Source organism: Comamonas serinivorans (assembly GCF_002158865.1).
Classification (GTDB): domain Bacteria; phylum Pseudomonadota; class Gammaproteobacteria; order Burkholderiales; family Burkholderiaceae_C; genus Comamonas_E; species Comamonas_E serinivorans.
Map to the genome: position 1 here is coordinate 1,649,423 of NZ_CP021455.1, position 22,812 is coordinate 1,672,234.

General features: G+C 69.5%; 19 protein-coding genes and 2 pseudogenes. 17 read left to right on the plus strand and 4 right to left on the minus strand.

The window, feature by feature from the left end:
* Window positions 1–114 precede the first annotated feature (114 nt).
* Window positions 115–899 (minus strand): annotated as a pseudogene (locus tag CCO03_RS07025) (siderophore-interacting protein).
* Between the two features lie 65 nt (window positions 900–964).
* Here CCO03_RS07025 and CCO03_RS07030 point away from each other — a divergent pair.
* Entirely contained in the window at window positions 965–1,414 is a 450-nt protein-coding gene (locus CCO03_RS07030) for a MarR family transcriptional regulator (RefSeq protein ID WP_087279080.1), read from the plus strand.
* 318 nt (window positions 1,415–1,732) lie between these two features.
* On the plus strand, window positions 1,733–2,548 hold the full coding sequence (locus CCO03_RS07035; RefSeq protein ID WP_087279083.1) for a crotonase/enoyl-CoA hydratase family protein: 816 nt from the start codon (window positions 1,733–1,735) through the stop codon (window positions 2,546–2,548).
* Between the two features lie 419 nt (window positions 2,549–2,967).
* Here the strand turns inward: CCO03_RS07035 and CCO03_RS07040 are convergent.
* A pseudogene (locus CCO03_RS07040) lies at window positions 2,968–3,956 on the minus strand (LysR family transcriptional regulator).
* Window positions 3,957–4,100: 144 nt separating this feature from the next.
* Between CCO03_RS07040 and CCO03_RS07045 the strand changes: the two are divergent.
* From CCO03_RS07045 to CCO03_RS07105, 13 genes are all read left to right on the plus strand, one after another.
* Window positions 4,101–5,300, plus strand: coding sequence for a muconate/chloromuconate family cycloisomerase (locus tag CCO03_RS07045; RefSeq protein WP_087284339.1), 1,200 nt, complete (start codon window positions 4,101–4,103; stop codon window positions 5,298–5,300).
* Between the two features lie 57 nt (window positions 5,301–5,357).
* Window positions 5,358–6,293, plus strand: a complete 936-nt coding sequence (gene catA / locus CCO03_RS07050) for a catechol 1,2-dioxygenase (protein ID WP_087279088.1) — start codon at window positions 5,358–5,360, stop codon at window positions 6,291–6,293.
* Window positions 6,294–6,394: 101 nt separating this feature from the next.
* On the plus strand, window positions 6,395–7,759 hold the full coding sequence (locus CCO03_RS07055; RefSeq protein ID WP_087279091.1) for a Rieske 2Fe-2S domain-containing protein: 1,365 nt from the start codon (window positions 6,395–6,397) through the stop codon (window positions 7,757–7,759).
* Window positions 7,756–8,256, plus strand: a complete 501-nt coding sequence (gene benB, locus CCO03_RS07060) for a benzoate 1,2-dioxygenase small subunit (protein ID WP_236904064.1) — start codon at window positions 7,756–7,758, stop codon at window positions 8,254–8,256. The genes CCO03_RS07055 and benB overlap by 4 nt, the downstream gene beginning before the upstream one ends.
* An 18-nt stretch (window positions 8,257–8,274) precedes the next feature.
* The gene (gene benC, locus CCO03_RS07065) at window positions 8,275–9,294 is read left to right on the plus strand and encodes a benzoate 1,2-dioxygenase electron transfer component BenC (protein ID WP_087279094.1); all 1,020 of its coding nucleotides are present in this window, start codon (window positions 8,275–8,277) and stop codon (window positions 9,292–9,294) included.
* Window positions 9,295–9,306: 12 nt separating this feature from the next.
* Window positions 9,307–10,080 (plus strand): benzoate diol dehydrogenase BenD, encoded by a 774-nt coding sequence (gene benD / locus CCO03_RS07070; protein WP_087284345.1) that lies wholly within the window; start codon window positions 9,307–9,309, stop codon window positions 10,078–10,080.
* 138 nt (window positions 10,081–10,218) lie between these two features.
* On the plus strand, window positions 10,219–11,568 hold the full coding sequence (locus CCO03_RS07075) for an MFS transporter (RefSeq protein ID WP_087279097.1): 1,350 nt from the start codon (window positions 10,219–10,221) through the stop codon (window positions 11,566–11,568).
* Between the two features lie 16 nt (window positions 11,569–11,584).
* Entirely contained in the window at window positions 11,585–12,397 is an 813-nt protein-coding gene (gene pcaD, locus CCO03_RS07080; protein WP_087279100.1) for a 3-oxoadipate enol-lactonase, read from the plus strand.
* Window positions 12,398–12,453: 56 nt separating this feature from the next.
* A complete protein-coding gene (gene catC, locus CCO03_RS07085) occupies window positions 12,454–12,732 on the plus strand; it encodes a muconolactone Delta-isomerase (protein ID WP_087279102.1) in 279 nt (92 codons plus the stop codon).
* A 53-nt stretch (window positions 12,733–12,785) separates the two neighbouring features.
* Window positions 12,786–13,763 carry a tripartite tricarboxylate transporter substrate binding protein gene (locus CCO03_RS07090; RefSeq protein WP_087279105.1) on the plus strand — a complete coding sequence of 326 codons (978 nt, stop codon included), beginning with the start codon at window positions 12,786–12,788 and terminating at the stop codon, window positions 13,761–13,763.
* A gap of 14 nt (window positions 13,764–13,777) precedes the next feature.
* Complete coding sequence (locus CCO03_RS07095) at window positions 13,778–14,965, plus strand: benzoate/H(+) symporter BenE family transporter (RefSeq protein ID WP_087279108.1); 1,188 nt, start codon at window positions 13,778–13,780, stop codon at window positions 14,963–14,965.
* Between the two features lie 8 nt (window positions 14,966–14,973).
* Complete coding sequence (locus tag CCO03_RS07100) at window positions 14,974–16,254, plus strand: GTPase (protein WP_087279111.1); 1,281 nt, start codon at window positions 14,974–14,976, stop codon at window positions 16,252–16,254.
* A complete protein-coding gene (locus CCO03_RS07105) occupies window positions 16,251–17,783 on the plus strand; it encodes a dynamin family protein (protein WP_236904066.1) in 1,533 nt (510 codons plus the stop codon). Before CCO03_RS07100 ends, CCO03_RS07105 begins: the two co-directional genes overlap by 4 nt.
* Here the strand turns inward: CCO03_RS07105 and CCO03_RS07110 are convergent.
* Window positions 17,780–18,643, minus strand: coding sequence for a M48 family metallopeptidase (locus CCO03_RS07110; protein ID WP_087279114.1), 864 nt, complete (start codon window positions 18,641–18,643; stop codon window positions 17,780–17,782). The genes CCO03_RS07105 and CCO03_RS07110 overlap by 4 nt on opposite strands.
* Window positions 18,644–18,894: 251 nt before the next feature.
* Here CCO03_RS07110 and CCO03_RS07115 point away from each other — a divergent pair, with 251 nt between their 5' ends.
* Both CCO03_RS07115 and xerD read left to right on the plus strand, forming a co-directional pair.
* Window positions 18,895–19,761: a D-hexose-6-phosphate mutarotase gene (locus CCO03_RS07115; protein WP_087279117.1), complete on the plus strand. Its 867-nt coding sequence runs from the start codon at window positions 18,895–18,897 to the stop codon at window positions 19,759–19,761.
* 575 nt (window positions 19,762–20,336) lie between these two features.
* Window positions 20,337–21,224, plus strand: coding sequence for a site-specific tyrosine recombinase XerD (gene xerD, locus CCO03_RS07120; RefSeq protein ID WP_087284352.1), 888 nt, complete (start codon window positions 20,337–20,339; stop codon window positions 21,222–21,224).
* Between the two features lie 85 nt (window positions 21,225–21,309).
* Here xerD and CCO03_RS19550 read toward each other — a convergent pair whose 3' ends face one another.
* Window positions 21,310–22,353 carry a tripartite tricarboxylate transporter substrate binding protein gene (locus CCO03_RS19550; protein ID WP_157667549.1) on the minus strand — a complete coding sequence of 348 codons (1,044 nt, stop codon included), beginning with the start codon at window positions 22,351–22,353 and terminating at the stop codon, window positions 21,310–21,312.
* Window positions 22,354–22,812: the final 459 nt, after the last annotated feature.

Consider the following 22,812-nt stretch of genomic DNA (forward strand, 5'->3'; position numbering starts at 1 on the left):
CCAGCTGAGCGCGCCGCCATGTGGCCGGGCCGTCAGCCGGCGCGTTCTCCGGCGCCGGGCTGGCAGACCGCTCTGCCAACCCCAAGTCCATGCTCCAGGCCGGGGCGCAGCGCCTCAGGCGTCGGCCAGCTCTTCGTGGTGGCCGGCTTCGCCTTGCTTCCAGTACGCGGCGATGCGCATGCGCTTGGCGTTGGCACCGGGTTTGGCCAGGATGGCCTTGCGCAGCGCGGCCATGGTGCGGCTCTCGCCGGCGGCCCAGACGAAGCCATCCCCGGGGGTAGGTCCAGCGCGGCCACGGCGGCGGTCAGGGACGGCACCCATTGCAGGTCGAGCTGCGCCGCGCTGCGCCAGGCGCGCTGGTCGGCCGGGTTGGCCAGTTGCACGCGCACCACGGCGCGGGTGGTGGCCGGCAACTCGGCCAGGCGGCGTTCGATGGCCGGCATGGCGGTTTCATCGCCCAGCAGCCAGTGCCAGTCCTGCTGCGGGGACACCACCAGGCTGCCGCGTGGGCCGGCCAGGCCCAGCCACTGGCCGATGGGCGCACTGCGCGCCCACTCCACGGCCGGGCCACTGCCGTGCAGGGCCACGTCCAGCGTGAGGGTGTGACGCTCGGCATCGTGGTGCAGCGGCGTGTAGTCGCGCATGGTGGGGCGCTCGCCCTCGACGTGGGGGCGGCCGTCCACCAGCTGCGGCAGGTTGGGCTTGTCCAGGCCGGCCTGCGGCAGGATGAGCTTGGTGTGGTCGTCAAAGCCGGCGCTGAGGAAACCCTGCAGCCCGGGGCCGCCGACGGTCAGCCGCAAGAAGCCGGGGCTCACGGTGTCGCGCGCCAGCAGCTGCACGTGGCGCGAGGTGAAGGGGTGACGCACGCGTTGCATGACGGATTTGGGGTCTGTGGACATGGTGTGATTTGATTGATAAAGTCCACCAACTATCACGCATAAAGTTGACATTGTCAACAATACCCATGACGTCATCGTCCCTCAGTGCCGACGTGTTCGAAGTGCTGCACGACCTGCTGCACCTGTTCCGCAACCGCTTGATGGCGGCCAGCCAGGCCGCCACGCCGGACCTCACCTTCAACGAGGTGCGCATCCTCATGCAGACGGGGCGGCATCCCGGGCTGACGCAGAAAGACCTGGTGGCGCGCAGCCACACCGACAAGGCGCAGATGGCGCGCACCCTGAGCCAGCTGCAGGACAAGGGCTGGTTGCTGCGCACACCCAGCGCCGACGACAAGCGCCTGCGCTGCCTGCACCTCAGCGAGCGCGGGCAGGCGTTGTTCGCCGAGCTGCAGGCGCAGCGCGAACAGATCGCCGGCGAACTGCTGAACCACTTTCCCCAGCCCCTGCAGCAGCAGCTGTTGCAGCTGCTGAGCCAGGCGCGCAGCAGCGCCCGCGAGGCGCCATCGCGCTGAGCCGGGGCGCTGCTTGGTGGCGGCCTGATCACGGGCCAGTCTCCCAGCCCGAGCCGCGTGGCTGGACGCCCGCTTGGCCGCCGCAACGCTGGGGTTGGGCGATTGGCCGGGCGGCCCATGGGCCCATGGTTCGATGGTTCGCCGCCCGCACCCGGTTAGATCAACGCCTGGCGACAACGCCGGTGGCCGAACCGCCACGGGTCGCCCCCGAGACCCGCCGGCGCGGCCGGGCCGGCTCGGCAGGCGCGTGCTTGACACCCGCCGGCGGGCGACTGCGCTTGAATGCCGGCTGGACCGCTTCAAGCTGACAGGAGACCCATGAACGACCGCGTGCTCATCGAACAACTGCCCCACGGCGTGGCCCACGTGCAACTGGTGCGCGAGGACAAGCTCAACGCCATCGACCCCGAGATGCTGACGGCGCTGAACGGCGCGATCGCCGAGCTGCAGGTCAAGCCCGGCCTGCGTGCCATCGTGGTCTCGGGCCGGGGGCGCGCGTTCTCGGCCGGCTACGACTTCGCCTCGTTCAAGCGTTTTCGCGACGCGGCCGAGCCCGGTGGTCCAGCCTACCGCGACGTGAGCACGCGCACGCATGGGCTGTGCAACGTGACGCAGAACGCGTTCTGGGGCTGGCACGAGCTGCCGGTGCCGGTGATCGCGGCCGTGCATGGCGTGGCATTTGGCGCCGGCCTGCAGCTGGCGCTCAGCGCCGACATCCGCCTGGCCACGGCCGATGTGCAGCTGTCGGTCATGGAGATCAAATGGGGCCTGGTGCCCGATTTGACCGGCATGGCGCGTTTTCGCCGCCTGGTGCGCGACGACGTGGCGCGCGAGCTGACCTTCACCGGTCGCATCGTGCGGGGCGACGAGGCACAGGGCTTGGGCCTGGTCTCGCGCGTGGTGGCCGACCCGCTGGCCGAAGCGCTGGCGCTGGCGGCCCAGATCGGCCAAAAGAACCCGGCGGCGATTCGCGCCGGCAAACGCCTGCTGAACGCGAGCGAGTCGTTCGACGTGAGCACGGGCGAGCTCTTGCTGGCCGAGTCGGTCGAGCAACAGGCCTTGATCGGCACGCCCAACCAGGCCGAAGCCGTGACCGCCAACCTGGAAAAACGCGCGCCGGTGTTTCAGGACTGAGGAGTATGAGGTGGTTTTCGATGAAAAATTCATCGGGATCCATGGATACTGCTGGTCAAGTGGTGGCATGACGCGTTGCCTCGGACGCATCTTGCCGGGCGCGCCTTTCTCCGGCTTCGGTCGCCTGACTCGCTGCTCGCTGCATGGGACAAGCGCGCAGGTGCCGGCTTGACGCAGGAACAGACGCAGTGGGCGCGCGCCCACGTTGGGGCAGTGCCTCGTGCAGGGTGAGGCAAGCCCCCCGTCGCGCGGCGGGGCCGCGGTGTTGCGTTCAGATGGCTGCGGCATGGATGGTCCCTGGGGTGAGCCTGCGCGGCACGCGGTTCGTTGAACCGCCAACGGCTCGGATTTGGCGTAGGCCTTGGCGTCTGACAGGCTGGCCGGGTGCTCAAAACCGTGGATCGCGGACGCGGTGCCGGTCAGCCTGGGTCGTCGCCGCCCGCGTCAGGTGGGGCCGCCGAGTCGGGCAGGGCGGCCGCGCCATCGAAGGCGGGGAACACGTTGGTCTTGATGTCCAGCCAGGGCGGGTTGGCGGCGTACATCTCGGTGATCAGCTGCTTGATGGCCGCGATGTACCAGGAGTCGTCGTTCAGCCGGTGGCTGAGGATGATGGGTGAGGTGGCGCGTTCGTCGTCGATGAGCCGGTAGACCAGGTCCGAGCGCAGCCGCGCGGCGGCCGGCACGATGCACACGCCCATGTCCGCCGCGACCAGGCCGAGTGCGGTCTGCAGCTCGCGCACCTCGTGGACCTCGGCGGCCTGGATGCCCTGGTCGTGCAGCAGGCCCAGCACGTGGTCGGCAAAGCTTGGCCGCGGCTCCTTGGGGTAGACGATCAGGCGCTGCTGGGCCACGTCGCTCAGGCTGGCGTGGCGGTGTTCACGGGCCAGCGGCGTGCCGGGCGCAATCGCCAGCATCAGCCGCTCCTCCCGCAACACCGTACGCGCGACCGAGATGTCGGTGGTGCGGATGCGGCCGAAACCCAGGTCGATGCGGCCGGACTTGAGCTCGCTGATCTGCTGCACGGACGACAGCTCGACCAGGTGCACGTCGGTGTCCGGATGACGCTGGCGGAACATGCGCACCAGCATGGGCAGCCCGCCATACAGCGTCGAGGCCACGTACCCGACCGAGATGGACTGCCGCTGCTGCAAGCCGACCTGGCGTGCGGCGGTCTTCATCTGGCCCACCTGGTGCAGCACCTGCAGGGCCTGTTCGTAGAACACGCGGCCCGCCGGCGTCAGCCGCACGGGGCGGCGGTTGCGTTCGATCAGCTGCACGCCCATCTCCTCTTCGAGCAGCTGGATCTGCCGGCTCAGGGGGGCTGGGCGATGTGCAACTGCTCGGCGGCGCGCGTGAAGTTGCGGGTGTTGGCCACGGCCACGAACGATCGGATCTGGCGCAAATCCATAAGGGAAAACCATGCCACGCTGGGATTGGGTCATTGTAAATCGTTGGTTTTCAAGGTGTTGTGTGCGCTTCATACCCTTTGGGTATGGAATCAGATCAATTTGGTGTTGGATCGATCGCGCGGTGCTGTCGTTCAATGCAGGCCATGGACACCACACCCCGCACCGCGCCAGCCCGGACCCTTGCTTCGGGCCCTGTCGTCATCGATCAGGTCGAGACCCTGCTGGTCGACCTGCCCACGATCCGCCCGCACAAGCTGTCCATGGCCACCATGAACGGCCAGACGCTGATGCTGGTGCGCATCCGGTGCTCGGACGGCACCGTCGGGGTGGGCGAGGGCACGACCATCGGCGGCCTGGCCTACGGGGCGGAATCGCCCGAAGGCATGAAGCTCGCCATCGACACCTATTTCGCCCCGCTGCTGCTGGGGGCTGACGCGAACCGCGTGCCGGCGCTGATGGCGCGGCTGAACACCGCGATCCACGACAACCGCTTTGCCAAGTGCGCGGTGGAGACGGCGCTGTTCGACGCGCTCGGCCACCGCGTGGGCCTGCCCGTGTCCGAGCTGCTGGGGGGCCGCCTGCGCGATCGCCTGCCGGTGGCCTGGACGCTGGCCTCGGGCGACACGGCCCGCGACATCGACGAAGCGGAGCGCATGCTGGCCCTGCGCCGTCACCAGGTGTTCAAGCTCAAGATCGGCCGCAAGTCGGTGCGCGAGGACGTGGCGCACGTGGCCGCCATCAAGCAGGCGCTGGGTGATCGCGCCGCGGTGCGCGTGGATGTGAACAAGGCCTGGAGTGAGCTGGAGGCCCAGCAGGGCCTGGCCGGTCTGGTCGATGCGGGCTGCGAACTGGCCGAACAACCCGTGGCCACGGCCGACGTGCTGGCGCGGCTCAAGGGCCGCTACCCGATCGCGATCATGGCCGACGAGTCGCTGACCGGCCCAGCCAGCGCCTTTGCGCTGGCCCGCGACGGCGGGGCCGACGTGTTCGCCATCAAGACCGAGCAATCGGGCGGCCTGCAAGCCGCGCAGCAGGTTGCGGCGATTGCCGATGCCGCCCACATCGAGCTGTATGGCGGCACCATGCTCGAAGGGGCGGTGGGCACCATCGCCTCGGCCCACGCGTTCGCCACCTTCCGCGAGCTGCAGTGGGGCACCGAGCTGTTCGGCCCCCTGCTGCTGACGGAGGAGATCCTCGCGCAGCCGCTGACCTATGCCGACTTTCACCTCACGGTGCCGACCGGCCCCGGCCTGGGCATTGCGCTCGACGAAGACCGCGTTCAGCATTTCCGCCGCGATCGGCCGCGCATCAGCGTCGGGCCCGCCGCCAATGCCGTGGCCTGAGCCGCCCGAACCGGCCTTTTCCATCCATTCATGCCTACCCACGACAAGGAGACCCCGATGAGCGTCCAGATCTTCAACACCGAAGAAGTCCAGGATTTTCTGCGCCTGGCCAGCGGCCTGAACCAGGACGGCGGCAACCCGCGCGCCAAGCAGATCGTCCACCGCATCCTGTCCGACCTGTTCAAGGCCATCGAAGACCTGAACATCACCTCCGACGAGTACTGGGCCGGCGTGGCCTACCTGAACCAGTTGGGCGAGCGGGGCGAGGCGGGGCTGCTGTCGCCCGGTCTGGGTTTGGACCGCTATTTCGACATGCGCATGGACGCCGAGGATGCGACGCTGGGGGTGGAAAACGGCACGCCACGCACGATCGAGGGGCCGCTGTACGTGGCGGGCGCCCCCGTCGAGCACGGCTTTGCACGCCTGGACGACGGCAGCGACACCGCCGGCCACACGCTCATCCTGCACGGCACGGTGTATGGCGCCAACGGCCAGCCGGTGCCGGGTGCCCAGGTCGAGATCTGGCACGCCAACACCAAGGGCTTCTACTCCCACTTCGACCCCACGGGCGAGCAGCAGCCGTTCAACATGCGCCGCACCATCATCGCCGACGCGCAGGGCCGCTACAAATGCCAGACCATCGTGCCCGTGGGCTATGGCTGCCCACCCGATGGCCCGACCCAGGCCTTGCTGAACCAGCTGGGCCGCCACGGCAACCGGCCTGCGCACATCCACTACTTCGTGTCGGCCGACGGCCACCGCAAGCTGACGACGCAGATCAACATCGATGGCGATCCGCTGGTGTACGACGACTTCGCCTACGCCACGCGCGAAGGCCTGGTGCCGCCGCTGGTCGAGCACACGGACCCTGCCCGCATCGAAGCCGAGGGGCTGACTGGCCCCTTCGCCGAGATCGTGTTCGACGTCCGCCTCAGCGCCCTGGTCAATGGCGTGGACAACCAGGTGGTCGACCGCCCGCGCCTGGCTGCCTGATGCGCTGACCTCGCCGGGGCCGCCCGGCCCCTTGCTTCCCCCGATTCGTTTGAACCGCGACCGCCGTCGCGGGGGATGGCTGCACCCCAAGGAAACCCACCATGAACACGACCGCCGCTGTTGACAAGTACGACGATGTCGAGAAGTTGCTGGAAACGGCCTTGCAAGACGACCCGCAAACCGGTGTCTTTCGTTGCCGCCGCGACATCTTCACCAACCCCGAGTTGTTCGAGCTCGAGATGAAGCACCTCTTCGAGGCGAACTGGGTCTACCTGGCGCACGAGAGCCAGATCCCGAACAACAACGACTACTACACCACCTCGATCGGCCGCCAGCCCATCGTCATCACGCGCGACAAGCACGGCGAGCTGCACGCGGTGATCAACGCCTGTGCGCACAAGGGGGCCATGCTGTGCCGCAAGAAGCACGGCAACAAGGGCAGCTTCACCTGTCCCTTCCACGGCTGGACCTTCAGCAACAGCGGCAAGCTGCTCAAGGTCAAGGACGAGAAGACCACCGAGTACCCGGTCTCCTTCAACACCAACGGCTCGCACGACCTGACCCAGGTGGCGCGCTTCCAGAGCTACCGCGGTTTCCTGTTCGGCAGCCTGAACGCCGACGTTCAGCCCCTGGAGGACTACCTGGGCGAGACCCGGGTCATCATCGACCAGATCGTGGACCAGGCCCCCAACGGCCTGGAAGTGCTGCGCGGCAACTCCAGCTACATCTACGACGGCAACTGGAAGATGCAGATGGAAAACGGCTGCGACGGCTACCACGTCAGCTCCGTGCACTGGAACTACGCGGCCACCATGAGCCGCCGCCATCAGGAAGGCACCAAGGCCACCGACGCCAACAACTGGAGCAAGTCGGTGGCCGGCGTCTACGGCTTCGAGAACGGCCACATCCTGCTGTGGACCAAAACGCTGAACCCCGAGGTGCGCCCGATCTGGAACCAGCGCGAAGAGCTGGCCCAGCGCGTGGGCCAGGACCGCGCCGACCTCATCGTCAGCCAGACGCGCAACCTGTGCCTCTACCCCAACGTGTTCCTGATGGACCAGTTCGGCACGCAGATCCGCGTGGCGCGGCCGCTGAGCGTGAACCAGACCGAGATCAGCATCTTTTGCTTCGGCCCCAAGGGCGAGAGCGCTGAGGACCGCGCCCTCCGCATCCGCCAGTACGAGGATTTCTTCAACGTCTCGGGCATGGGCACGGCCGACGACCTGGAGGAGTTCCGCGCCTGCCAAGCCGGCTACGCCGGCAGCGCGGTGCGCTGGAACGACATGAGCCGCGGCGCACCGCTGTGGATCCAGGGCCCCGACGAGAACGCCAAACGCATGGGCATGAAGCCCTTGATCAGCGGCGAGCGCAGCGAAGACGAAGGCCTGTTCGTGTGCCAGCACGACCACTGGGCCAAGACCATGCGCCGCGCCGTGCAACAAGAACGCGAAGGAGCCCAGCCATGAGTGCCGCCGTGACGACCGACCTTCAGGCCGTGTGTGCCTTCCTGTACCGCGAGGCACGCCACCTGGACGACCGCGAATGGGAGCCGTGGCTGGCGCTGTACGCCCCCGATGCCGAGTACTGGATGCCGGCCTGGGACGACGACGACCAGCTCACCGAAGACCCGCAGAGCGAGATTTCGCTGATCTATTACCCCGACCGCAACGGCCTGGAAGACCGCGTGTTCCGCATCAAGACCGAGCGCTCGAGCGCCTCGATGCCCGAGCCGCGCACCAACCACATGCTGACCAACATCGAGGTGCTGGCCGAGCGCGATGACGCGGTGGACGTTCGCTACAACTTCCACACGCTGAGCCACCGCTACAAGATCACCGATCACTTCTTCGGCACCGTGTACGTCACCCTGCGCCGGCACGGCGACAGCTTCCTCATCGGGCGCAAGAAGATCGTGCTGAAGAACGACTACATCCGCCAGGTCATCGACGTCTACCACATCTGACGCGCCAGGAGACCCCTCATGACCAGCTATCGCATTGCCCTGAATTTTGAAGACGGGGTCACCCGCTTCGTGGACTGCGGCGCCACCGAAAAGGTGCTGGATGCGGCCTTCCGCAACTGCATCAACCTGCCCATGGACTGCTCAGACGGCGTCTGTGGCACCTGCAAGTGCCGCGCGGAAAGCGGCACCTACGACCTGGGCGACGACTACATCGACGACGCGCTGACCGACGACGAGGCCGGCCAAGGCCTGGTGCTCACGTGCCAGATGGTGCCGCGGTCCGACTGCGTGATCGCGGTGCCGGTCCCGTCCACGGCCTGCAAGACCGGCACGACCCAGTTCAACGCCACGGTGGCCGAAGTGGCCACCTTCAGCGATGCCGCCTACGAGCTGGTGCTGGACCTGCCGGACCAGGCGCTGGATTTCTTGCCCGGGCAGTATGTCAACATTGCCGTTCCAGGGACAACGCAACACCGCTCATACTCGTTCAGCTCGCTGCCGGGCGAGCGGCGCGCGCGCTTCCTCATCAAACACGTGCCCGGCGGCGTGATGAGCGGCTGGCTCACGGGTGCGGCGGCCGGTGTTGCACTGCAGATGACGGGGCCGCTGGGCAGCTTCTACCTGCGCCCCGTCACCCGGCCGCTGCTGCTGCTGGCCGGGGGCACCGGGCTGGCGCCGTTCCTGTCCATGCTCGAGGTGCTGGCCCAGCAGGGCGCGACCCAGCCCGTGTACCTGATCTACGGCGTGACGCGCGACGCCGACCTGGTGCTGGTGGACCGCCTGCAGGACCTGGCCCGGCGCGTGCCGGGCTTCACCTTCAGCACCTGCGTGGCCGACCCGCAGACCACGCACGAGCGCCAGGGCTACGTCACCCAGCACATGCCGGCCCAGGCGCTGCACGGCGGCAACGTGGACGTGTACCTCTGCGGACCACCGCCCATGGTGGACGCGGTGCAGAAGCACTTCCAGGCCGAAGGCATCACGCCGGCCAGCTTCCATTACGAGAAGTTCACCCCCAACGCGGCCACGGCCGCCTGAGTGGAGCACACCATGACGCCGAGATTTGAAGGCAAGACCGTGGTGGTCACGGGGGCGGCCCAGGGCATTGGCCGCAGCGTGGCGCTGCGTGCCGCGGCCGAAGGCGGGCGCGTGCTGTTCGTGGACCGCGCCGAGTTCGTGGCCGAGGTGGCGGCCGAGGCCACGGGCGGGCAGGCGAGTGCCTGGGTGGCTGACCTCGAGACCTACGAGGGCGCCCGCGCCACCATGGCGCAGGCCGTGCAGGTGTTCGGGGGCATCGACGTGCTCATCAACGGGGTGGGGGGCGCCATCCGCATGCGCCCGTTCGCCGAGTTCGAGCCCGAGCAGATCGACGCCGAGATCCGCCGCTCGCTCATGCCGACGCTCTACGCCTGCCACGCGGTGCTGCCGCACCTGCTGCGCCGGGGTGGCGGCACCATCGTGAACGTGTCGTCGAACGCCACGCGCGGCATCCGGCGCGGCCCGTATTCGGCCGCCAAGGGCGGCGTCAACGCGCTGACCCAGGCGCTGGCCATGGAGTACGCGCCACACAACATCCGCGTGGTGGCCACGGCCCCCGGGGGCACGCTGGCGCCGCCGCGGCGCGTGCCTCGCAACGCCGCCGGCGACAGCGCGCAGGAACAGGCCTGGATGAACGAGGCCGTGCAGCAGGTCACCGAGTCCACCTTCTTCAAGCGCTACGGCAGCATCGACGAGCAGGTGGCGCCCATCCTCTTCCTGGCCTCGGACGAGGCGAGCTACATCACCGGCTCGGTGTTGCCTGTGGCCGGCGGAGACTTGGGTTAAATCCCCTCATTGAGTTGGGGTATGTGGCCATTGCCGTTTGCCAAGAAACGTCGATGGCCACATACCCATGGATCGATATCGAGCGTGACAACAGCCGTTTCAGCGGCGCACACCCCTTCAACGCAGGAGACAACGACCATGAAGACACTGGACGTCAACCAGGTCATCGACAACGCCCGCTTCACGCGGTTTCACTGGATGGTGGTGTGGCTGTGCGCCCTGCTGCTGATCTTCGACGGCTACGACCTCTTCATCTACGGCGTGGTGCTGCCGGTGCTGATGAAGGAGTGGAACCTGTCGCCCGTGCAGGCCGGGGCGCTGGGCAGCTACGCGCTGTTCGGCATGATGTTCGGTGCCTTCATCTTCGGTCCGCTGGCCGACCGCATCGGCCGCAAGAAGGGCATTGCGATCTGCTTCCTGCTCTTCACCGCGGCCACGTTCTGCAACGGCTTCGCCAAGTCGCCGACCGAGTTCGGCGTCTACCGCTTCATCGCGGGCCTGGGATGCGGCGGCCTGATGCCCAACGCGGTGGCGCTGATGAACGAGTACGCCCCCAAGCGCCTGCGCAGCACGCTGGTGGCGGTCATGTTCAGCGGGTATTCGCTGGGTGGCGTGCTGTCGGCGGGCCTGGGCATCTACATGCTGCCGCGCTTTGGCTGGCAGGCCATGTTCTTTTCGGCCGCGGTGCCGCTGGTGCTGCTGCCGCTGATCCTGTGGAAGCTGCCGGAGTCGGTGGGCTTTCTGCTGCGCCAGGGGCGCGAGGACCAGGCCCGTGCCTTGCTGGCCCGCATCGCGCCGGCCACGCCCATTGACGCGCAGACCCGCCTGGTGCTGAGCGAGGGCAAGGGCGCTGGCGTGCCCATGCTCGACCTGGTCAAGGAAGGCCGCGCGCTGGGCACGGTGATGATCTGGGTGGCGTTCTTCTGCTGCCTGCTGATGGTGTATGCCCTGGGGTCGTGGCTGCCCAAGCTCATGGCCAATGCGGGCTACAGCCTGGGCTCCAGCCTGTCGTTCCTGCTGGCGCTCAACTTCGGCGGCATGGCCGGCGCGATTGCCGGCGGCTGGCTGGGGGACCGCTTCAGCCTGCCCAAGGTGGTGCTGGCCTTCTTCGCCGTGGGCACGGTGTCGATTGCGGCCCTGGGGTTCAACAGCCCCATGCCCATCCTCTACCTGCTGATCATCCTGGCCGGCGCGACCACCATCGGCACCCAGATCCTGCTGTACGCCAACACGGCGCAGTTCTACCCGCTGACCATGCGGTCCACGGGCCTGGGCTGGGCGTCGGGTGTGGGCCGCACCGGCGCCATCGTGGGGCCGCTGCTCGGCGGCTCGCTGATGGCCGCGGCCTTGCCCCTGGAGATGAACTTCCTGGCGTTCGCCGTGCCCGGCCTGGTGGCGGCGGTGGCCATGGGCGTGTTCATCGCCGGCACCCGCAACCAGCCCGATGACGCCGCCCTGCGCGTGGCGCAGACGGCATCCCCCACCTGAACCTGAAAAGACACCCATGAGCCAAGCCGCCCTGTCCCTGAACACCCGCCGCGGTGCGTTCCGCGTCACCGTCGACGGCGACCCCGACGCCCCGGCGCTGATCCTGAGCAACTCGCTGGGCACCACGCTGGAGATGTGGGACCCCCAAGTCGCCGCGTTGGCCAAGGCCTTTCGCCTGGTGCGCTACGACACGCGGGGCCATGGCGGCAGTCCGGTCACGCCCGGCCCTTACGACTTTGACGGCCTGGGCCAGGACGTGCTGGCCGTGCTCGACGCCCTGGCGATCGAGACGGCCGCGTTCTGCGGCATCTCGATGGGCGGCCACACCGGCCTGTGGCTGGGCGTGCACGCGCCCGCCCGCTTGCGCGCGCTGGCCGTCTGCAACAGCGCTGCGCGCATCGGGGCGGCCTCGGCCTGGCACGAGCGCGCGGCCGCGGTGCGCGCCAACGGCGCGGCGGGCATGCAGGCCCTGGCCGATTCGGCCCCGGGCCGCTGGTTCAGCGAGGGCTTCATCCAGGCGCAGCCCGCCGTGGTGCAGCGGGCGCAGGCCGGGCTGGCCCGCATCGCCCCCGAAGGCTACGCCGCCTGCTGCGAGGCCCTGGCCACGTCGGACCTGCGGGACAGCCTGCACCGCATCGACGTGCCCACGCTGCTGCTGGCCGGTGCCCACGACCCCGTGACCACGGTGGCCCATGCCCAGGCCATGCAGGCTGCCATTGCCGGCGCGCAGCTGGCGGTGGTGCCGGCCTCGCACCTGTCGAACCTCGAGGCGCCCCAGGCCTTCGAGCAAGTCGTTCTAGAGTTCATGGCCAGCGCGCTCGTGCGCTGACGCCGCGACACGCGCCGCGTGCCCATGCGGTGCGTTCTGATTGAAAGGAAATCCTCATGCTTTACCTGGTGCACATGGTCGTCGACATCCCCGCCACCGTTCCGGCGGACGAAGCCGCCCGCATCAAAGCCGAAGAAAAGGCGTATTCGCAGGCCCTGCAGCGCTCCGGCAAGTGGCCCCACCTGTGGCGTGTGGTGGGCGAGTACGCCAACTACAGCGTGTTCGACGTGGCAAGCAACGACGAGCTGCACGACACCCTGAGCCAGCTGCCGCTGTTCCCCTTCATGAAGATCACGGTGACGCCGCTGGCCAAGCACCCGTCGTCCATCGTGTAGCCCGTGGCCCGGCCGCTGCCGGCCTGGTGTCGTTCTGTCGTCTGGAGACCTTCATGCCTGTGAATCGACGTACTGTGGCCACGCTGGCCGCCGCCCTGGTGCTGCCCGCCGCCCAAGCACAGCCCGCTGCCGCCTGGCCCAGCAAGCCGGTGAAGTGGGTGGTGCCGTTTCCGCCCGGTGGCGCCATGGATGTGATGGCCCGCACGCTGGCGGAACGGCTGGGGCGCGATCTCGGCCAGCCCTTCGTGGTCGAAAACCGTCCGGGCGCCGGCGGCAACCTGGGCGCTGAGTACGTGGCCAAGCAACCCGCTGACGGCCACACCCTCCTGATCACATCGATCGGCATGGCCACCAACCCGGCGCTTTACGCGCGGCTGGCTTACGACCCGGTGAAAGACTTCGCCCCCGTCAGCCTGCTGGCGGTGGTGCCCAACGTGCTGGTGGTGCAGGCCACCCCGGAGACCGACAAGTCGGTGCGCGAGCTCATCGCCCGGGCCCGGCGCAGCCCCGGCAAGCTGACCTATGCCTCGGCGGGCAACGGCACCTCCATCCACCTGGCCGGCGAGGTGTTCGCCTCGATGACGGGCGTGGAGCTGTTGCACGTGCCTTACAAGGGCAGCGGTCCGGCCATCGCCGACCTGCTCGGCGGCCAGGTCGACCTGATGTTCGACAGCATCACCTCGGCGCGGTCGCACATCCAGGCCGGCAAGCTGCGCGCCCTGGGCTTGACCACCAGCCGCCGCTCGGCGACCTTGCCCGGCGTGCCCACGATGGCCGAGGCCGGCGTGCCGGGCTACGAGGTCTCGCCCTGGTTCGCCGTGTTTGCGCCCGCAGGAACGCCGGCCGAGGTGGTGGCGCGGCTCAACGGCGCCCTGGTGGCGGCGCTGAAACAACCGGACACGCTGCGCAAGCTCGAGGGCATTGGCGCCGAGCCCATCGGCTCGACCCCGCAGCAACTGGCAACGCACCTGAGCCAGGAACTGGCGCGCTGGGGCCGGCTCATCCAGGACCGCCACATCCGCCTGGATTGACCGTGCGACCCGCCATGCGTGTTCAAGACGGATCGGTCAGCGCCTGGGTGGCCGGCTTTCTGGCGGTGCTGATCTCGTACTGCGGCCCGCTGGTCATCTTCATCCAGGCCGCGCAGGCCGGGGGCATGTCGGCCGACATGCTGAGTTCCTGGATCTGGGCCATTTCGATGGGCGCCGGCGTGAGCGGCCTGCTGCTCAGCCTGTGGCTGAAGCAGCCCATCATCACGGCCTGGTCGGCGCCGGGCACGGCCTTGCTGCTCAGCCTGTTCCCCCACATCACCCTGCCCGAGGTGGTGGGCGCCTACCTCACGGCGGCGGCCCTGACCCTGGTCATCGGCGCCACGGGCTGTTTCGAGAAGATCGTCAACGCCATCCCCAAGGGCATCGCCGCCGGCATGATGGCCGGCATCCTGTTCCAGTTCGGTGTGCAGGCCTTCCGGGCCAGCAGCGCGTTGCCGGCGGTGGTGCTGGCCATGCTGGCGGCCTACCTGGTGGGCAAGGCCTGCTGGCCGCGCTACGCCATCGTGCTGGTGGCCGCGGTCGGCCTGGCCGTGGCGGTGGCCACCGGGCAGACGCAGCTGCACACGCTGCACCTGGCGGTGGCGCAGCCGGTGTTCACCGCGCCGGTGTTCGACCTGGGCGTGTTCTTCAGCTTCACGCTGCCGCTGCTGCTGGTCAGCCTGACCGGGCAGTACCTGCCCGGCATGACGGTGCTGCGCCTGGCGGGGTATGCCACGCCGTCGCGCGCGGTGGTGGTGGGCACGGGCGCCGCGTCGCTGGCGGTGGCGTGCTTTGGCGGCATCTCCATCGTGCTGGCGTCCATCACGGCCGCGCTGTGCACCGGGCCGGATGCCCATCCCGACACGCGCAAGCGTTACGTCGCGGGGGTGGCCAACGGCGTGTTCTACCTCGTCGGGGGCACCTTCGCCGGCACCCTGGTGCTGCTGTTCAGCGCCTTGCCAGCCGCGCTGATCGCCGCCTTGGCGGGGCTGGCGCTCATCGGTGCCATCGCCAGCAACATCGGCCTGCTGGCCGACGATCGGCGCCACATCGAGCCGGCGGTCATCGCCTTTCTGGCCACGGCCTCGGGCATGTCGCTGCTGGGCCTGGGCGCGGCGTTCTGGGGCGTGGTGCTGGGCATGCTGGCCCATGGTGTGCAGGTATGGGCTCATTCCCGTTCAAAAAATATCGATAAGCAGTGAGTACTCCCATGATTTTGAAGGATGGTGTGACACCCGGTGACCGCTGGGGCGAGGCCGCGCAGGCGGTGGGTTCGGTGTTGCCGGCGCGCCTGCACGACCTGGCCCGCCTGCGCCTGCTGGCCGAAGCCGGGCCCTGGCCGGTGGTCACCGTGGTGGGCAAGTACAACCATGGCAAAAGCCGCCTGCTCAACGAGTTGATGGGCCAGGCCGCATTCGCCGTGGCGGACCGGCGCGAAACCACGGTGCTGGCCGAGCAGCGGCACGCGCAGGTGCGTTGGCTCGACGCGCCCGGACTGGACGCCGACGTGGCCCAGGGGGACGATGGCCACGCACACGACGCGGCCTGGCTGCAGTCCGACATCCGCCTGTTCGTGCATGCGGCGCAAGAGGGCGAGCTCGACGCCAGCGAGCGTGGGCTGCTGCACGCCCTGCAGCAGGATGGCCGGCGCACGCAGCGCCAGACCTTGTGGGTGTTGACGCAGATCGACCAGCTGGCCGACGAGGCCGAGCAGGGCCAGGTGATGGCGGCCCTGGCGACCCAGGCGCCCGACGTGACCTGGCAGCCCGTGTCATCCACCCGCCACCATCAGGGTCTGGCGGGCAACAAACGCCTGTTGCTCGAGAAAAGCGGCTTTCCGGCCCTGAAGGCGGCGCTGACGCAGGCGCTGGCCCGCGTGCCCGATGCCCGCATGCACGAGGCGGCGGTGCTGCATGGCGAGCTGCGCGAGCAACTGGGCCAGCTGGCGGCCGACCGGCAGCGCGCCCTGGCCGCGTTGCAGGCCGAGCAGGCCGCGCAGCGCACGCGTTTCGAGCACGACCTGACGGCGGTGCTGGCGCAGGTGGGCAAGGGCATGCAGGCCGTGCTGGACGTGCCGGGCCCTGACCATTCGCTGACCCCCGACTCGTTCGAGAACCAGTTCAAGGTCACGCCCGGCAAGCTGGAGCGCAACCGGCTGCAGGTGGCGTATTCCAAGGCCTGCCTGGCCATCAACGCCATCCTGATCAAGCACGGGGTGGTGGAGCTGCCCCTGGCTCAGCAAACCCGCGTCAAGAGCCTGGACAGCGTGATGGTGGCGGTGCTGGGGGTGTCGGTGAAGTACCGCCAGGACCTGCACCGGCTGTTCTGCACGCCCGAGGGCCGCGACGGGCTGTGGCACGACTTCGCCCGCTATTTCGAGGTGTCGGCCGAGCGCGAGGCGCTGGTCCTGCGCATCGCCGAGGCCGGGGCGGCGCTGCGGGCGGTGCAGCAGGCCGTGGCCGCCCAGGCCCAGCTGGAGGCCGCGCCTTGAGGGCCGAACGCGCGCTGGTGGCCGCCGCCGATGCGCTGGACTGGGGCATGGACGAGACGGCCGGCGCCATGGTCGCGCTCGACACCTGGCTGGCCCGCCTGACGCAGGGTCTGGCCGCCAACCGGCTGCAGCCCCCGGGGCTGCACCGCGATGGCGAGCTGGCGCGGCAGGTGCAGGCACTCAACGCCTGGATCGACCGCCAGGCGCAGGCCTGGGCGCTGCAGTGGGACGAGCTGGCCCCCGCGTACGACCTGAGCCGGCGGTTCGACGGCGCGGCCATGCTGCTGGTCTTCGGCAAGTTCAACGCCGGCAAGAGCTCGCTGTGCAACTTCCTGGCCGACCGCTTCGCCGCGCAGGGGCGGGCCGTGCGCTATGTGCACCTCGAGGGCGGGCGCCTCGTCGAAACCGGCCAGCGCCTGCAAGAGGGCGCCACGGAAACCACCGCCCGATTGCAGGGCGTGTGCCTGGGGGACCGCCTGGTGCTGCTGGACACACCCGGCCTGCACTCCACCACGCCCGAGAACGCGGCGCTGACGCAGCGTTTCATCGACAGCGCCGACGGCGTGCTGTGGTTGACCAGCTCGACCTCGCCGGGCCAGGTGCAGGCCCTGGACGAGCTGGCCCGCGAGCTGCACCGGGGCAAGCCGCTGCTGCCGGTCATCACGCGCAGCGACACCCTCGAAGAGGACGAGGTCGACGGCGAGATCCGCAAATGCCTGTGCAACAAAAGCCCGGCCAATCGCGCGCTGCAAGAGGCCGACGTGCTGGCCCGTGCGCAGGACAAGCTGCGGCAGCTGGGCGTGGATCCGCAGCTGCTGTGCGCGCCGGTGTCGGTGTCGGCGCACGTCGCGCGCGAACAGGCCCAGACCCCTGCCGCGCTGGAGGCGGCTGGCTTTGACCGCCTGTATGCCGCCTTGCTCGCGCTGATGCGGCCGGCGCAGGCCTACAAGCGGCGCAAGCCGGCCGAGGTGCGGCTGCATCACCTGGACGAGCAGGTACTGGGCGCGGTGCGCACCGAGGGTTTGCCGGCGCTCGCGCAGCTGGACGCCGCGGTCTGCGGCGTTCGCGACCAGCTGGCCGCGTCGCGGTCGCGCATGCTGCGCGCCGCCTGGCGCCAGGTGGCCCCGGCCTTGCCTGCGCTGCTGGCCGAATCGCCCGTGGCCTGGGCCGATCTGGCGGGTTGGATGCAGGCGGCCGTGCGCGAGCAGGCGGCCCAGGCCCTGGCCGAGTTCGAATGGCCGGGTAATGCGGCGGGTTGGCCGGACGGCGAGGCGTGCGAGGCTGTGGCCACCCGCCTGCAGGTGGCCGTGGCGGGGCACACGGCGCTGGCTGAACTGGACCCCCAGCGTTGGCACGATGCGGTCCAGGCCGCGGTGCAGCACGAGCTGACGGCGGCGTTCGATGCCCTGGCCACACACGGCGAGGCCAGGCTGGACCAGTTGAGCCAGCAGGTGCACGGGTTGCGGTCGGTGCTGGACTGCGAGGACGCGCTGCAGGACATCGGACGCGCGTTGCGCGCCCCGGTTTAGCGGGCGTCCGTGCACGCCGGCGGGCGCTGGGGGCTGTGCAGGAAGGTGGGCAGGGCCAGGGGCTGGCCCGGCGCCGAGGCCGTCTCGCCCGCGCGGATGGCCTGCAGGCGCGCGGCCGTGTCGGGGTGGGTCTGCAGGAACTCGGGCGCGGCGGCACCGCGCTGCTCGCACAGCATGCGGGCGAAAAACGCATCGGCATCGGCCACGTGGCCATAGGTGGTGCGCAGGGCCGCCAGCGCCGCGGCGTCGGCGTCGCGCTCTTGCTGGCGCGAGAAGCTCAGCTGCGACAAGGTGGCGGCGGCCTCGCTGGCCACGCCGCTGCCGCCCAGCAGGGCCTGCAGCGCCAGGCTGACCGCCAGCCCGCCGCCCAGGGCGACGATGGGGTCGCGGTGCTTCACATGGGCCATTTCATGCGCCAGCACCATGGCCACGGCGTTCTCGCTGTCCACGCGGTCCAGCAGACCTTGGTGGATGACCACATGGCCGCCCAGCGTGGCGAAGGCGTTGGGGTCCTCGCTGGCCCGCCAGTGCACCGTCACGGGCATGTCGGCAGGCATCTGCAGGGCCGGGCGCAGCCGGTCGGCCAGCGCCTGCAGCCAGGCCTGGCGCTGGGTCGCCAGGCGCGCGTCGCCACCCGGCGTGGCCTCGCCCTGCCAGTAGGCCATGACGGGGGCGGCCATGCGCTGCTCCCAGGCAAACGGCAGGAACGGCGCCAGCCAGCGCGCCCCCAGGTAGACGGCGCCCACCAGCACCACCGTGGCCAACGCCAGCCACAGGCTCAGGCTGAGGAATTCGCGCAGTGGCGAGCCCGCGCTGACGTTCACGTCGTGGTTGACCTCGGGGTTTTCGTAGCTGGCCACTGGCGGTCTCGGAGAAAGGGCGCAAAGGAGGGCGAGCGTAGCAGGCCGACGCCGTGCGCTCGCGGCCGGCGCTGGGCACCGTTGGTGACTGACGTTCGTGCCAGGCTGCGGGGGCGGGGCGGTTCAGGGCCATCGGTCACGGCCTGGGCGCCGGTGACCAGCCGGTGTGCGGGATGACCGCGCAGGCAATTGACACACACGGGGGCCAGCCTGCCGATAGACTGCGCTGACTCAACCCCTGCGAGGACACCATGGCTGCAGACACCATCACCCACCAAGGCCTGGCGGCCGTTCGTCACCGACTGGAAACGGGTGACACCGTGATCGCGAGCCTGCATGGCGGCCAGGTCCTGTCCTGGGTGCCAGGCGAGGGCGGCGAGCGCCTGTTCCTCAGCGACAAGCAGGTGTTCGGGGCCGATGCCGCGATCCGCGGCGGCGTGCCGATCTGCTTTCCCCAGTTCAACGAGCGCGGCAACCTGCCCAAGCACGGCTTTGCCCGTCGCGCCAACTGGACGCTGGAGCAGGAGACCGGCGACGGCTTCGTGCTGCTGCTGCGCGACAGTGCCGCCACGCACAGCATCTGGCCCGAGCGCTTCGAGCTGCGCCTGCAGGTGGCGCTGGCCCCGCAGGTGCTGAAGCTGAGCCTGTCGGTGCACAACCCCGGCCCGCGCGAGTGGTCGTTTGCCGCCGCGCTGCACAGCTACTGGCGCACCCGCGACGTGACCCAGGTCACCCTGGGGGGCTTGGCCGGCACGCGCTGCTGGGACGCCCGGGCCGACCGCCGCTTCATCGAAGACAGCGCCCAGATCCACTTTGGCCAGCTGGCCCAGCAGGGGTTTGACCGCGTCTACACCGTCGCCTCCGAAGGCTGCGAAGCCAAGCCGCTGACGCTGGCGCACGAGCATGGCCGCCCCCGCCTGACGCTCACGCAGTCCGACAACCTGCACGAGGCCGTGGTGTGGAACCCTGGCCAGGCCGAGGCCGCGCGGCTGGCCGACATGCCGGCCGAAGGCTGGCGCCACATGCTGTGCGTCGAGGCGGCCCGCATCGACGAGCCCGTGCGCCTGGCGCCCGGCCAGCGCTGGACCGCCTGGCAGCACTTGCGCTTCGAGGCCTGAGCGGCTGCGGGTGATCGACGAGGCGTGCGCATCGCCCTCGGCACAGTCCCCTTGGCTGGCCCGCAGCAGGCATGGGGAATTCATGGCGCTGGAGTATGCGGCTGCTGTCGATTCAGAATGATCGGCAGCCGATTCATACTCCTTGAATTAAAACGATGGTTCGCCTGAGAGCCTGCACACACGAGCGGCGAGGCCCAACCATCGGCATCGCAGCGTGGCGTGGCGTGGGCACAATCGGTCGGTCGTGGGGCCCCAGCTGCTCGCTGTTCAGATCGGTGGCCGACACCGGATGGGCTGAGCCTTGAAGTCGTGGCGGTGCGCCAGGCGCCGTGGGCCCAGAGGCCGTGGTCCGGGCATGCGCGGCGGCGGGCCCTGCACGCCGCGTTCAAGTGCGGGCATGGCGGCGAGTGCGCCACGTCATGTGTCTGCCCAGGGCGTCGTGCGTGGCAGCAAGGGATGGGTTAGGCAGTATGGGTGGAAGGTTGATGAAAGAGAAACGGGATTTGCTGGATACCCCCAAGCCGGCGCGGCGACCTGGCCGGCCGGCACGGGCCGCCGTGACGGACGCAGCGGCCATGCCCGAGCTCGACCGCTTCGTCGACGCGCTGTGGCTGGAAGATGGCCTGTCGAGCAACACGCTGGCGGCCTACCGGCGCGACCTGACCCTGTTCGCGCGCTGGTTGCAGGCCCAGGGCGTGGGCCTGTGCGATGCGGCCGAGCACCAGCTCATGGCCTACATGGCCGAACGCGCCGACGGCAAGGCCACCTCGGCCAATCGCCGGCTGACGGTGTTCAAGCGCTTTTACCGCTGGGCCCTGCGCGAGCAGCTCATCGTGCGCGACCCCACGCTGCGCCTGCTGGCGGCGCGTCAGCCCGTGCGCGTGCCCAAGACCCTGAGCGAGGCCCAGGTCGATGCGCTGCTGGCCGCGCCCGATGTGGGCACGGCGCTGGGCCTGCGCGACCGCACCATGCTGGAGCTGATGTACGCCAGTGGCCTGCGTGTGAGCGAGCTGGTGGGCTTGCGCACCTTCGAGATTTCCCTGGCCGAGCACGTGGTGCGGCCCACGGGCAAGGGCAACAAGGAGCGTCTGGTGCCCTTTGGCCTGGAGGCCGGCGATTGGCTGGCGCGCTACCTGCGCGAGGCCAGGCCCGAGATCCTGGGCGCGCGCCAGAGCGAAGACCTGTTCGTGACCAGCGCCGGGGCCAAGGCCGGCTCGGCCATGTCGCGCATCATGTTCTGGGCGCTGGTCAAGCGCTACGCCCTCACGGCCGGCATCACCGCGCCGCTGTCGCCGCACACGCTGCGCCATGCCTTTGCCACGCACCTGCTCAACCACGGCGCCGACCTGCGCGCCGTGCAGATGCTGCTGGGCCACGCCGACATCTCGACCACCACCATCTACACCCACATCGCGCGCGAGCGCCTCAAGACGCTGCACGCACAGCACCACCCGCGGGGGTGAGGGCGCCTCAGGCGCCAGGGCCTCGTCAAACGCGGCTGGGCCGGCGCTGGCCCCGAACCCTGGCGCCGTGCCCTGACGTCAGGTCTCAGGTCTTTTTCCCCTCGGCGATGACCTGTTTCCAGTGCTTGAGGTCGCGCGCCATGATGCGGGCCGTGTCCTCGGGGCTGCGCGTGCGCGGCACGGCATACAGCTCGATCAGGCGCCGGTTGATCTCGGGGTCGGCCACCAGCTTCTGGATCACCTCGCCCATGCGCCGGCGCTTGTCGGCCGGCATCTTGGCGGGGCCGATGAAGTTGACCCAGGACACGGCGGTCTGCAGCTCGGGGTAGCCCGATTCGGCCGAGGTGGGCACGTCGGGGAAGTCGGCCGAGCGCTTTTCGTACGACACCGACAGCGCGCGCAGGCGGCCCGATTTCAGGTGCGCGCCGATGTTGGTGGGGTCCATGAGGATGACGCCGATGTGGTTGCCCAGGATGTCGTTCACGGCCGCCATGGCGCCCTTGTAGGCCACGTGTTCCATCTGCAGGCCGCGCTGGCGCGCCAGGCGTTCCATGGACAGGTGGCCACCCGTACCCGGCCCGGAGCTGCAGTAGTTCACCATCTTGGTCTTGGCCAGGGCGAACAGGTCGTTCAGTGTGCGGACTTCCGCCATGTCGGGGTACTGGGGGTTGACGACCACGAAGCCGTATTGCTCATAGACCATGGAGATGGCACTGATCTTGTCCAGTTCCGCCTCCTGGCCGTTGACCACGAAGCCCATCATGGTGGTGGTGGGGTAGAGGGCGTAGACGTCCTGGTTGGGCGCGCTGGCCTCGACCTGGCGGATGGCCAGCGTGCCCGAGGCCCCGGGCTTGTTCTCGACGATGACGGTCTTGCCCAGCGCGGCCGCCAGGCCGGGCGAGATGAGGCGTGCGATGACGTCGGTCGAACCACCGGGCGGAAAGCCGACGACCAGGCGCACGGTGTCGCTGCTGGCGTGTGCGGGCGCGGCCAGCGGGCTCAATGCGGCGGCGCCGGCCAGGGTCAGCAGGTTGCGGCGTGACCAGCGTGGCTCGGCGGCCTTGCAGTAAGGGCCGGGGTGGCCGGTGGCTTCGAGGTGGTCGGGGGCGGCGAGGGGGCGCAGGCGCATGGGTGGACTCCGGTGGGGGCGGACAGAGGAACCTCGGCCAGCACATGACCGGAACTGCGCGCATGCCTGGCCGAGGCACACCTTACGCCGTCGCTGCGCGATGCGGGCGCTGGGTTTCCCGCAGGGCTTGTCACGCCTGCAACAGCGCACGCCGCATCGGCAGTGACGTGGTGCGCAAGCCGCTTGCAGAGGGCGGACGCCGCAACGGCGTCGTGCCGGCCAGGGCCGTGGGAGGTGTGGGGTGGCCGTGGTCGGTTTCAGCGTGGTGTGTTTGACCGCGCCCTCGGCCTCATCCCTGGCGGCGAGGCGCTCGGCCTGCCCACGCGCGCGGTGCTGGCCGATCCATGCCGCGCGGCAAGCCGGGGCACGGCGCCTGTGTGCACGGCGTTCAGACAGACGGAAGCTTGCTTCGCGGGCGCCATGGCCACGCGGTGACGATGGTGTGGGCGTGTGATGGCA